6 protein-coding genes are annotated in these 13346 nt (G+C 58.6%); all 6 read right to left on the reverse strand.

The window, feature by feature from the left end:
* Window positions 1-14: 14 nt before the first annotated feature.
* The 6 genes from ACVCAM_RS17135 to fdxH all read right to left on the reverse strand — a co-directional run bounded on the left by ACVCAM_RS17135 (window position 15) and on the right by fdxH (window position 13334).
* Window positions 15-8456, reverse strand: coding sequence for a hemagglutinin repeat-containing protein (locus ACVCAM_RS17135; protein ID WP_447093628.1), 8442 nt, complete (start codon window positions 8454-8456; stop codon window positions 15-17).
* An 18-nt stretch (window positions 8457-8474) separates the two neighbouring features.
* A complete protein-coding gene (locus ACVCAM_RS17140; RefSeq protein WP_023326328.1) occupies window positions 8475-8987 on the reverse strand; it encodes a toxin-activating lysine-acyltransferase in 513 nt (170 codons plus the stop codon).
* A gap of 2 nt (window positions 8988-8989) precedes the next feature.
* Window positions 8990-10684 (reverse strand): ShlB/FhaC/HecB family hemolysin secretion/activation protein, encoded by a 1695-nt coding sequence (locus tag ACVCAM_RS17145; RefSeq protein WP_248249932.1) that lies wholly within the window; start codon window positions 10682-10684, stop codon window positions 8990-8992.
* A gap of 189 nt (window positions 10685-10873) precedes the next feature.
* Window positions 10874-11803: a formate dehydrogenase accessory protein FdhE gene (gene fdhE, locus ACVCAM_RS17150; protein ID WP_008501833.1), complete on the reverse strand. Its 930-nt coding sequence runs from the start codon at window positions 11801-11803 to the stop codon at window positions 10874-10876.
* A complete protein-coding gene (fdoI, locus tag ACVCAM_RS17155) occupies window positions 11800-12435 on the reverse strand; it encodes a formate dehydrogenase cytochrome b556 subunit (protein WP_008501832.1) in 636 nt (211 codons plus the stop codon). Before fdoI ends, fdhE begins: the two co-directional genes overlap by 4 nt.
* On the reverse strand, window positions 12432-13334 hold the full coding sequence (gene fdxH / locus ACVCAM_RS17160; protein WP_008501831.1) for a formate dehydrogenase subunit beta: 903 nt from the start codon (window positions 13332-13334) through the stop codon (window positions 12432-12434). Before fdxH ends, fdoI begins: the two co-directional genes overlap by 4 nt.
* Window positions 13335-13346: the final 12 nt, after the last annotated feature.

Consider the following 13346-nt stretch of genomic DNA (forward strand, 5'->3'; position numbering starts at 1 on the left):
TCTGATCCTTCAACTCAGCAAAAGTTCGATTTATTCAACAAAGCCCCTTTTTGGGTGTCAATATTTGACCGAGCACCTGTCGCAGAGTCGTTATAATCCCTTGCTCTCTGGCTCATTCCCGCATTTTCATCAACCCATTTTACCTGTATATCATCGCTGGCCTTATTAATCAGCCTGGAAGCAGATTCAAGATCTCCTTTTGCAAGCGCTTTCTCTGCTGCCTTAAGCGACTTACCAACCAGTTCCCCGCCCGGCATTATCGCAATTATCGCCGCCAGATAATCTATTGCAGATTCCGCTTCCGCAAATCCCTTGATATCCCCGACAACAGGAACGAAGTCTACACCAAGCGAAGCCATATCCTTCAGTGCTTCCCGGCGTTGATCATACATTTTGGCACCACAGGCGTCCGAACTTAATCCTGCACATTCTTCCCGCCTGAAACGCTCTTCTTCTGCCTTATTCAGCTTGTCGAGTTTATCTGCCGGTGACTCGCCGGTGGCTAACTGCTCTGCAATATCACTCAGCGTGTTATTCTCCACCGTCGTCTTCCCGGTCTGCGCCCCTGCCATCGCAGATGCCGTGCTGTCGCCCGTCAGCCCGCCCGCGATGCCTGCGGCGAGGGTCGCCAGAGCGCTGATGGTCTGCTTTTCACTTTCACTCAGCGCAGCAACATCCTTCCCGTACATCTCCAGCGCGAGCGTGCCCGCCAGCTCTCCGGCCGCAGCGCCCGCGGCACCCGCAAGCGCGTCTTTCCCCTGCACTGCCGCCAGTACGGCACTGGCCACCGCGTGGGCAGCGGCTTTTTCCATACCGTCGTCCAGCCCGGACCGGTGACCGATAATCTCCGCCACGTACGGTGCGGCCGCTCCGGCCAGCGCGGCGCTGATATCGCCCCCGGCAATCCCCTGAGCCGCAGCGGTGGCGGCCTGGATGGCCCGCTGGATGTCGCTGCCGGTGCCGGACTGAGTGTCCCCGTTCAGTTCGCCCTGCGTCCGGGCGATATCAGACACCTGGCTCCCGATGTCGCTGATAAGCTGCGCTTCGTCGAGCCTGCGCTGCTCTTTCTCCTTATCGAAGATAGCGTCGATGCTGCCGTTTGCATTTGCCGTGTCGCGGGAGAGGGCGGCAGTGTCCTGCGTCTGATTCGCTTTATCACGGACAATCACCGTGCCATTTTCAACCGCAGCACGCGTGGTGCCCTCCGCGCTGCCGCTGCTGCCTGCCCCGCTCAGCATGCCGTTTGCCATATTCCCGGCGAACTGTCCTGCGATACTGCCGCCGGTGCTGATGCCCGCGCTCTGGTGCTCCACGTTGTATTCGGCTGTGTTATGAATATCCCGCCAGCCGAGCGTGCCGGTGTCGAGGCGGTTTTTATCCGCCGTGGCGGTGGAGGCCATCACCCCGCCGTCCAGCTGCGTGTGGCCGCCCACCGTGACGTCAAACCCGCCGGAGCCTGCGACTATCCCGCTCTGTTCCCGCACGGAGGCAAAATCGCTGTCCATTTTGTCGCGGCTGTAGCTGATGCCGCCCGAGCCGGTCATGGTGCCGAAGCTGAAGCTGCCGCCTGCGCTGATGTTCTTCTGGCTGCTGTCGTAGTGGTCGGTGTCCTGTTCGCTGGTAATGGTCAGGTGACGCCCGATATCGGCCAGCACGCTCTCCCCGCTGACCTGCGCCCCGGTGAGATTCGTATCGCGGCCGCTGACGATCGTGAGCGTATCCCCCGCGTTAACCGTGGTTTCGGTGTGGGTGAGGGTGGTGCCGTTCTCCTTACCTTTCCCGGTATTCACGCTGGCGGAAACGTTGATGCCCGCGCCACCGGAGCTAATGCCAATCCCGATGCCCGCGCTGCTGCCGTGGCTTTCATTTTTGCCTTCAAGCGTTGAGGTGTTTTGAGCTGATATGAGGTTCACGTCGCGGCTGGCCTGAAGCAGCAGGTCGTTTCCGGCCTCAAGCTGGCTGCCCTGCACCAGCACATCCCCGTCCGTCGCTACCAGCGAGAGATTATTTCCGGCGAAGAGGCTGCTGCCTTTCGCCGTCGTCTCCTTCATGGTCTGCGTCGATGTTGAGGACTGGCTGCCGTAAGAGAGGCTGATACCGACCGTGTTGTCATTGCCCGCCTGGTTGCCGGTGGCCTGGTCGGCAAAGACCGCCTGCGCCCCCTGTCCCGCGGTCAGCGCACCTTTTACCGCCTGCAGTGCGGCCAGACGATCGTTATCGGTCTCCCTGGCCTGCTTTAGGGTGCTCACGCTGGTGTTAAGCGCGCTGCCCGCGGTACCGGACAGGGCGAGCGTCAGGCCGGAGGACTTCTGCTCCACGGTGTGGGTCTGTGTGCTGTTGTCCATAGCCGCGGTGATGCTGACATTTTTCCCGGCAAGCGTCATGTTCTGTCCGGCTATCAGGTCAGAGCCGTGTACCGTCAGATCATGGCCTGCGCTGAGCGAGACATTGCCATTTATGGAACCGATGGTGCTGCCGCGATGGGTCACCTCCTGCGCATTATCCGTTACCTTCAGGCTCTGGCTGCCGTAGCTGATACCGATGCCGCCCGTGCCGGAGAGGCCGGATTTTTTCTCCTGTCGCTGATGGCTCTCCTGGCCGTGCTCTTCTGCAGAGGTGACGGTCAGGTTGTTTCCGGCGGCGAGCCGGACATCGTTATCTCCGACAATATCGCTACCCTGAACCCGTAAATCATGTCCCGCCTGCAGGGTGACGCTGTCGCCGCTGAACAGGGAACCCTGCGCCGTCTCGCTATTTACCACATCGTGCGTGGTCACGGTTTTTTTCGAGAACGCGCCGCTGCTGCCGGTGGATTGATGGTGTGATTCAAATTCGCTGCTGTCGATGGCGGCGGTGATGGACATGTCGCGACCTGCGGTGACGGCAAGACTGCTATCCGCTTCGACGGTCGCGGCCTGAGCGTTAACGTCGCGCCCGGCCATCATCAGGACATCGCCCCCGCCAGCCACCTCGCTACCCACCTGCTGCGTGGTGGACTGCTTCAGCCAGTTATTTTTATCCCAGGTCAGGTTATCGCTGGCGGAGGTGGTCACAGTGGTGAGGTTCAGGTCACGTCCTGCGTTAAGTACCGTCTGGCTTTCGCTACCGCTGTTAACGACCTGCGCTCCGGTCAGGTTGAGATCGCGCCCGGCGCTCAGCACAAGCTTCCCGTCGTCACCCTGAACGTAGATGCCCGCAACACGCTCAAGGGTGGTACGTTCAAAGCTGTTTTTCCCGACGGTGCGCTCAACGCTGCGGGTCGTTGTGGTGAGGTTGATATCCCGCCCGGCCGTTGCCAGGACGGAATGGTTACCTGAGATAGTGCCACCGATGTTGTTAATGTCCGTGCGGGCCAGCAGGCTGACATCCGCACCCTGAATGGTGCCCGCGCGGTTGGTGAGGGAGTCTGCGCTAAGCTGAACCCTCTCCTTACCGTGGAGCGTACCGCTATTGACCAGATCGCGGTTCAGGTTCATCACCAGGTTCTGCCCACCCATCAGCGCGCCAGCGCCGTCAACGTCACCCGGCTGTACGCGAACATAAACCTGCGGCACCATCACCGTCTGCCAGCTTCCGTCCGCAAGCTGGACGCGGGTGTTGACCAGCCAAACCATATCTTCCGTCAGCAGACTCATCTGCTCGGCAGTGAGCGCCACCCCCGGAACAAGCTGATGCGCCTTACCGAAGGCAATACCGGCATCCATCAGCGCTTTGAACTGCGTTTCGTCGTCACGGTGATCGCCCAGGTAACGGCCGCCAGTAAGCGCGATGACCTGCTCGCGCACCAGCCGCTGCTCGTAATAGCCGTCGCCAAGACGCTTGTGCATATTGTCATGGTCCAGCGCGAACGCGTCCTGCATGTAGTCGCTGCCCAACCACTCTTTATTGTTCGTGAAGCGTGGGTCGGTCTCGATCAGGTAATGAGCATCGGGGGCTGGCAGCGTGTTAAACAGACTGTTGTCCGGCAGGCGGATGTCCGGGGCGATTGCGCGGATCACGTCGCCCGCTGCGCCACTGGCAGGGGTTTCGATCCATTTTCCTGCCGTATTGCTGGCTGGTAACACCGGGGCGAGTTTTTCCTGTTCCGGTGACGCCGCGTTCACGTCGACTGTCAGGCTGCCCGTCCCATTGAGCGTGGCATCTGTCCCGTGTGCGGTGGTAGGCGAAAGGGTCATGCCGCTGCCCTCGGACTGGCTGTATCCTTCCATTTTCCCCGGCGACAGGGTGATCGACTGAATCACCACGGGGGGCAAATAGTCCGAGGTACTTTTTCCCTGAGAGTCGCCGCCTTTTTTGGTTTTACGGCTGTAATGGGTGACGGAACCTGCATCCGTTATCCACCGGCTGCCCTCCGGCATGACGTTATCCACCGTATCGGCGAAAATACCTAGCGTACCCCCCGCGACAATCTGGCTTTTGTCGTTCAGCACGTGGTTCGCGCTGATGGTCATTTGCCCGCCGGAGAGGATCTTGCCCGGCTCGCTCTCTGCGATGACCTCCTCTTCGATGGTGCGGGTGTAGTTGTACTCGTAAAAGTTGTCGTTGTTGGCGCCTGTGTCTTCCGGCGTGTTGAGGTTCAACAGGTCGTCGGCCGAGTTGTTGTCGACAAACACGCCTTCCTCATCAGCGCTCCAGCGAGTGGGCGAACCCTTGTGCTGGTACTCGTGGATCTGCTCGGTGGAGATCAACGCCACCTCGGTGCTGAAATGGTCGTTGATGTTATTAAGCTGGCTGACGGAGAGCGCCATGTCACCTGCGGACTCAATGGTCGCACTGTGGTTGTTCAGCGTTTGCGCCTGTCCGGTCGCAAAGCCGTTTTCATCCACTCGTCCACCGATGGCGAGCACGCCGTCGCTGTAAATCAGCGCGTGGTCACGGTTGTTGATCGTCTTCGCTCCGATGTCCACGCGCAGGCGTCCGGCGAGAGTTGCCGCCGTACCGTCCTGTGCAAGGTTATTGAGCGTTGTCGCCTGAAGTGAGAGATGGTCGCCATAAAGCCGCCCCGTTCCGACGTTGGTCAGCGTGTCCGCTTTGAGCCACGTCTGGCTGCCGTCGATAAGACCGTAATTACTGAGGGATGAGGAGACAGTCACCCAGGTCGCTCCGGCGGCAATCTCACCGGACGCGGTATTGAGCAGGCTGGCAGCGCTGAGGTCAAGTTTTGCCCCTGCCAGCAGGTTACCGCTGTTTGTCACGCTACCCGGCGTGGTAAAGGTCATATTGCCGTTAGCGATGACATCTCCCGAGTTATCAAAATTCTGCTGGGTGCGAACCATCATGTCGCCGAGCGACAGGATTTGGCCATCGCCGGTCAGGGAGTTGGTTTCCAGCGTGACGCTCTCGCCGCCAATCACGACACCGTCAGTGTTGATGAGGCGCAGAGCCGCGCCGCTTAGCGACAGCGTGCCCGCGGCGGACAGTTCGCCCTGAGCGTTATTAAGGGTTTCGACGCGAGCGATCTGCAGCGTATCGCCTGAAATCACCGTTCCCTGCGCGTTATCAAGCTGCTGGCTGGCGATGGCCACATCCAGCCCCTCAATCCCTTTCCCGGCAGCCTGAGTGTTCTGGTTGATCAAGCTGGCAGCGTTGAGCGTTACCGTTGCGCCGCTGCGCATTAACCCAAGCGTATTGTCGATGACCCCCGAAACGGCGTTAACCACCAGGTTGCCGAGAGATTGTATTTCTCCCTCGTGGTTATCAAGACGTTCGAGATTTAACGCCATCGCCTGCTCGCTGACTACGCGCCCGCCTGCGCGGTTATCCAGCGACGCGGCGTGCAGCGTGATATCACTCTTTGCTCCGATCGTGCCGTTCTGGTTATTCAGGCTGGCGGTCGCCAGCTGCATTGACGCCAGGCTGTAGAGCGTTCCTTGCTGGTTATCCAGCTGATATCCGTGTGTATCCAGGAAAATGCCTTTGCCCTGCATCACTCCCTGATGGTTATCGGTATCGCTGCGCGTTGCGAGCGTTAGCATATCCAGCGCCACCAGCGTGCCAGCGATATTGCTGAAGCGGATGGTGTCTAATGTCGCTTGTTTTGTCGCCAGCACGACACCCGCATCGTTTTGCACATCGGCCGCCAGGATCGTTATGTTCCCCTGGCTAACGATCCCGCCAGCGTCGCCGCTTTCGCGGTTGCTGATGCGGTCGACATTCAGGGTAAGATTGCCGCCGCTCTGCACCAGACCGCCGTTGTTGTTATCCAGCCGCTGCGCCGTGAGCGTAAGATCGCGTTGGGCGGTGACAATCCCTCCCTGGTTGATGATTTGCGCGCTTTCTATACACGCGTCGTCACCCGAGACCAGCGTTCCCTGCGTATTCTCAAGCGCCCCGGCAAGGGCAGTGAGCGCCCCCGCCGCGCTGACCGTACCGTTGCGGTTATTCAGCACGTCAGTTAAGTCCAGCGTCATGCTTTCGCCTGCGCTCACAGTACCGAACCGGTTGTCAACGGAGAGCGCATTCAGATGCAGGGTGGCTTCAGAGGCCAGCATGCCGTGCTGGTTATCTATGGCGCTGGCGAGGACATCCAGCTCGCCAAAGCTGATGATTCCACCGGTAGTAAGGGTGTCCTTGTTTGAAATCGTATTGCCATTTGTATTGATGCGCATTGTCGAACCGGACTGGATAAGGCCGCTATCGTTATTCAACGTATCGCTTTCGAGGGACAGCGTGGTACGGGCTACGATTTGTCCGCTGACGTTGGTTATTGGCTTTATGCTGGCGAGCGAAACATGGCCTTTATCCGCGCTGATAAGTCCATCGTCGTTGAGCAACTGGTCTGCAGTTACGTCAACGTTTTCTGCAGCAGCCAGTATACCTCCACGGTTATCTGCCACAGCTGTGGTCTGAACCGACAGGCTACCCGCGTCTGCTGCCAGGATCTGGCCCTGACGGTTATCCAGAGTGGCGGCCTTAACGGTTATAGCGGCGTTGGCGGCAATGGTACCGTCGCGGTTATCTATACCGTCCCGATGGCTGAGTTCAAGCGTCTGCGTTCCGCTCTGGCTTATCTGGCCTTTTTGGTTTTGCAGCTTTTTCGCGGCGAGCGTGACGGCGTCGGCTGCAAGCAGGCCGCTGCTGTTATCATGGGTGCCGGATGTCGTGATGCGGAGTTGGTCATTCGCGATGACCTGCGCGCTGGCGGTACTGATATCGCCTGGTCCGGCATTGAGCGTAATGTTTTTTGCCTGCGTCAGGCTGCCGGTAGCATCGAGGCCCTGTCCGGAGGCGTTTACGTTACCGCCCGCCGCACTCAGTCCATGCAGCTCAAGTTTTCCGCTGGCGTTGAGCGTTATATCGCCGTCGCTGCCTAACGTGCCGTCTGGCTGCACGCCTGCGGCCAGCGTGCCGATGCTGGCAATCGTGTTGCCCGTCAGGCTGACGTTACGCTGGGCCGCGATGGAACCGCTGTTCTGTACGGCAGCAGTGCCCGAGAGGGCAACGTCAGCCGAGGACCAGATTGCACCGCTGTTTTCAATATGACCATCGGCTGAGAGGGTGATCATTCCGGCTTCTGCGCCAATGTTGCCCGCATTCCGCACTCCGACGCCTTTTTCCGTCCCGCGAAGGCGAATTTTGCCAGCATACATGCCGCCAACCTGCGCGACATCCAGCGCCAGACTGGGTTTTGGCGTGCCGTTATCCGCGAGCGCGGTTACCTGCTCGTGAGCGGCATCCACGCTGTTGCGCCCGGTTGTGACGCTTAAATCCTGTGCATGAATGGCCGCATTTACCTTCACCGCGCGGCCAATAACATCGGTGTGATTCTGGCCGGTTGAATCCAGACCGTTGCCGTTAATGTGGATTTCACCCTGTTCGACCTGGTAGCCCGTTATCTGGCCGTTCTGCATTTGCGCCGTACCCGTGGTGAGCGTGGCTCGTCCGGCGTTGATAAATCCGCAGCCGTCGCAGGTAATGCCTGAGGGACTGGCAATAACGACGTCCGCTTTTTGTCCCGCCACTTCGATAAAGCCGTTAAGGCGGCTCGGATCGCGGGCGTTGACCTCGTTGAGGATTATTTTCGCTTCACCTTTTGCCAGCCATGGGTTGGCTGCCACCATTCCACCAAGCTGGGTGGCCGTGTTTTTATGAGAGTTATTAAGAATGACTCCGTTCTGCCCGACATCGAACTGGCTGTAAGTATTGCGGGAAACGCCGCCCGCTGATGGTGTCTGGATATTCACCTGCGGCGTACCGTTGGCGGTGCTGATAATGGTTGGCTGCTGCTTATTGGGTGCTGATTTATCCGCTACGATTCCTGCGGCCTGTACCGTTAACGCTCCACTTGCCAGCCACAGGCTGAGGCTTATCGCCCCGAGGCGGCAAATAATCTGAGAGTGGTTATGTCGGATACCGGAAGAGGGCGCGCGACCAGAACAGCCCCGAGCCAGCTCCGATACCACCATCAGCATGCCGCGCGCTTTGTTAAAGACGATACGGTAAAGACGTTTGTTCATGTGAAAATCCTTTTATGTTTATCCGTTCAGCGGGTGCGTCTTTTTCCAGTGCTGCAACGCGTCGCGCGTGACTCGTTGGCCGTAAAACGTTTTGATACGTCGTCCTTTTTCTTCACCGCGATGCCAGAGAGAACGGGCCATGTGATGCGGGAAAATCTCATCGCGTAACAGGCGGAACATGTCCCGCGCGTGACCAAAGGGGGCGATAAAATCGCGAAACCACAGACGATCGCCACAGCACCAGTCTTCCTCTGGCAGGAAAATTGCGGCCTCGTTGAGGTAGCGGTGTTCAGCCTCTTCATTCATCCACGCCCAGCTCAGAAAAAAGATCGGGCGACCTTCCTTTTCCACCAGCACGTACTGCTGGCGTTTGATCGCGGGCAGAAGAACAACGGGCAGCACGTGCAACGGCGCATCCCGGTGGTTTAAGGAGTGCATCCAGAGCCAGACCGATGCGCCCAGCGCCTCCGCTTCGTTAAGCGTGTTGCCGAGCACGGACGGGCAATGGACCGTGTATTCGCCATAACGCATCGTCAGAGATCCATATTCAGGTTGAAGCCGAACGTGGCCGGGCTGGTTTTGAAACCCTCAGGTCGGGAGAAAGGCACCCCGGCAAACACGTCGAAGCCCACTTTCCAGAGCGTGCCGCGAAGCCCGGCTGCGCCGCCGGCCAGGTGATTTCCCGTTAGGTATTCCGTGCCGTTGCCCGCCACTTCGCCGTAGTCGGCTGCCAGATAAAATTCGGTGCCCGGGAGAGGGGTCTGCCAGGAGAGATCGTTACGTACCAGCCAGCCGCGATCGGCATTCAGGGTGCGTTCACCATCAAAGCCGCGCACGGTCCAGCGCCCACCAATGGAGAATTGATCCTGCGAGGTAAGCGGGGTGTTACTGGTCTGCCGCTGCCAGGCAAAGTCGTAGCGGAAATGCTGGTCGAGCAGCTCAAATGGCAGGCTCAGGCGAGCATCCGTACGAAGAATGCGGCTCAGCGCCGTGGCTTCATCGAAAACTTCTTCTGGCGCAGGCTGTGCGCCAAACCAACGGGTGCCACGCTGATAGCTTATTCCTGCGTCCAGCGTGGCCGGGCCGATATAGTGACGGTGCGAAAGCCCCGCTTTCCAGGAGGAAACGTGCCGACGCTGGACCTCAATTTCGGTGTCACTGATGTAATTTCGCGTTGTGCGACTCTCAACGTCCCACGTGAATGAGGTCTTTTGCGCGCTGCTGCGGTGCAGTACCCGGCTGAGCTGGGCAACCACGCTTTGGCTCTTCCCACTGTAGCGGTAATCATCGCTTAACCCGGCGACCGTCTGATGATAGTGGTAGTCGCTACCCGTTATGGAAAATCCCCACCAGCCTACCGGAACGGACCAGTGGGCACTGAGGTTCTGGTTGCCCCTCTCCGGCCCGGTTTGCAGGTCATGGTTAATGGAAAACCAGAAGAGATCGCTCATCGCCAGCGGGTTATCCAGCGAGAGAGTCAGCCCTCCCTGATAGCGGCCGGTTGATGACGAACCGGCGTCGTCAAGCGACAGGCCAAGCCGCCAGAATTTGCTCTGCTGGCGGGAAATGACAATATCGCTTTCACCGGGCTGCTCAGCAGGGACTATCTCCATTCCCACCTGCACGGTGGGCAAACGCTGGAGGTTCTCAAGCCCTTGTTCGATGTCTCGCAAATCGAGCAGATCGCCGTCGTGCGCCGGGAAGGCGCTGTATAGCCAAATCCAGGGACTGCTCTCACCGGTTAAGGTGACGTGACGAATTTTTCCCGGTATCACAGCCAGTTTTAAATGGCCGCTTTTTATATCCTGAGCGGGAGCCAGCACGCGCGAGGTCGTCCAGCCATGGGAAATCAGCCGGTTCTGGAGCGTGCTCATGAGGTAATTAATCCCTTTCGCACCGAGGCATCTGCCTACCGCGCGATCCGCAAGGCGTTGTAGCGGCAACCAGTGTGGCAGGGCTTCCTGTCCCGACAGCCTAACATCGTGAATAACAAAGCAGGGCGTTTCGGCAGGAAATGCCGTGGTGACCCCTGTTTCAGCAGGAGATTGTAAGCGAACATCCGGTGCCTGAGGGGTCAACTGGGCCTCCATGGCCTGTTGACGTTGCTGCTGAAGAATAAATTGCTCATCGGCCGGGGCTGCGACTGCAGCCGATGAAAGGCTGAGAATAGCGCAGCAGAAAAAGACGGTTCTGTTCGTCACTAAGCGTCGAAATTCCTTTTTCAACATTTTCCCTTACAAATTGTAATGATTTATTGCCGGGGATAGTGACGGAGTAATAGAGAGTTTTCTACGCGTAGCGGCTAAATAAAATCCTAAAATTTAGCGACAGGAGAGGTATCAGAGAAGTGTGAGAGCGGACAAAAAGAGAAATTACAGGCCGGGCAAGCACGCGCCGCCCGGCACTGTCACAGGGAATTACTCCCCTTCACCCGGGAACAGGAACGGGTTGATCGAGCTGCGGGCAAAGCCCTCCTGCTCCATCTTCGCGTCCAGAATCAGCGAGGCGAGATCGTCGGCCACCGCTTCGACTTTCGGGTCCTTTTCCTGATAGAGAATCTTAAGGTAGGTGCCGCAGTCGCCGCAGCTTTCGGCTTTCACCGCCGCGTCTTCATTCTCCAGCGACCAGTAGTTCAGATCGCGGGTCTGCTCGCAGTTGCTGCACTTGATGCGCACCACGTGCCACTCGGTTTCACACAGGTTGCAGTGCAGGTAGCGCAGCCCCTGAGTGGTACCGATTTGCACCATGCTCGATACCGGCATAGAGCCGCATACCGGGCAGAACTGGCGCGCCTCGCCGTATTCGGCGCGAGCTTTGCCCGGGATAAGGCTTGCCATTTGTGCCCAGTAGAGCGACAGCGCAGCCCAGATAAACGGCGCTTTATCGCTGCTGACCAGCGAGAAGTCGGACGCGAACAGCGCGCTCGCCATCTCTTCAAGCTCTTGTTCGGACGCTTTTTCCAGATTCTCAATGACCGCCAGCGCGGTTCCGCTCATTTCCGGCTTCAGCTCGGCAATCAGCGAATGCAGCAGCTTTTGCCAGTGCTTGTCGCGCGGCAGGACGTGAATGTCCAGCGGCGGCTTGCCCTGCGCGTTGGCTTCTTTGATCCGCGCGGTCAGGTCCATTTGCAGCGGGTGGTCGTACAGCACCACTTCCTGCGCGTGGGCGACCAGCGCGGCAAAACGCAGAAAATCGCCCAGCGGGTTGTTCTCTGCCAGCTCGCGCAGACGCTCTGCGCGGCGGTTGTAGAGGTTCTTGAGTCTGGGGAATAACAACGGCGGAATATAATCCGCCGTGCGTTTCTCGCTCGACCCCAGCTCATCTTGCGGGATTATGCGAATACTCATTCAGATGACTTTTCCTGTTTCTGGCGGACTTCACGGTACCAGCGCGGGTGATGTTTCTTCGCCCACGTGCTGGTGACCCATCCCTCCACCATCGCGGTAATGGTGCCTTTCACCCAGAGGGCGGCGTAGATATGCACCATGATAACCACAATTAACGCCACTGCGGCAAATGAATGCAGCATCAGCGCGAATCGGATCACCGGGATTGAGAAAGCAGGCGCAAAGTAGGGACGCCAGATGATCACGCCGCTGACCAGCAACAGGACCAGGAAGATAATCGCCGCCCAGAATACGCATTTCTGGCCGAAGTTATAACGCCCGGTGTCACCCACTTCCTCGTTGACGACGATCTTACGAATATTCTTCGCCCAAAAGATATCATCCCGATTGATTAGGTTATGGTGCCAGTAGCGGAAAAACATGATGATGAACGACGCGAACATGATGACGCCCACAAACGGGTGCAGGATGCGCGCCAGCTGTGGTGTCCCCATGATCTGCATCAGCCAGTTGAAGGACGGGAAGAAGAACCCCAGCCCGCTTATCGCCGCCAGCATGAAGCAGAAGGCGGTGACCCAGTGGTTGATGCGTTCCGGCGCGGTGTAGCGCACGATGGTGTCACGTTTTCTCATTTGCGCACCTCGTCTTTCTCTTCATGCAGGTTGTCGTCTTCCTCTTCCGCGCGGTTCGGACCGACGCCGACGTAGTGGAATATGCTCGCTGCGAAGGTGGCAGCAAAGCCCACCGCTGCCAGCGGTTTCCAGATGCCTTTCCAGAATTTCACGGTAGCGCTGATTTCCGGGTTCTCCGGCAGGCCGTGATACAGGTTCGGCTTGTCGGCGTGGTGCAGCACGTACATCACGTGCGTACCGCCAACCCCGGCCGGATCGTACAGGCCCGCATTGTCGTAACCACGGGTTTTCAGCTCGCCCACGCGCTCTGCCGCCAGCGTTTTCATATCCTCTTTAGAACCAAAGTGGATGGCGCCGGTTGGGCAGGTCTTCACACAGGCAGGCTCCTGGCCGACGGTAACGCGGTCCACGCACAGGGTGCATTTGTAGACGCGGTTGTCTTCCGGGTTCAGGCGCGGTACGTCGAACGGACAGCCCGCGATGCAGTAGCCGCAGCCAATGCACTGCTCGGACTGGAAGTCGACGATGCCGTTGGCATACTGAATGATAGCCCCTTCTGACGGACATGCCTTCAGGCAGCCCGGATCCGCACAGTGCATACAGCCGTCTTTGCGGATAAGCCATTCCAGCTTGTCGTTCTGCTCCACTTCCGAGAAACGCATCACCGTCCAGGACTTGGCGGTCAGGTCCGCCGGGTTGTCGTACACCCCGACGTTGTGACCCACTTCGTCACGCAGATCGTTCCACTCAGAGCAGGCCACCTGACAGGCTTTACAGCCGATACAGGTGGTCACGTCGATAAGCTTCGCCACTTCCTGCTGGTGGTCCCGCGCCTGAGGCGCGGGCGTGAAACCGTTAGTCGCGGAACGACGGATGATGTCTTGAGATTGATAAGCCATAAGTCTTCTCCG

This window comes from Enterobacter sp. CFEC122 (assembly GCF_052983755.1).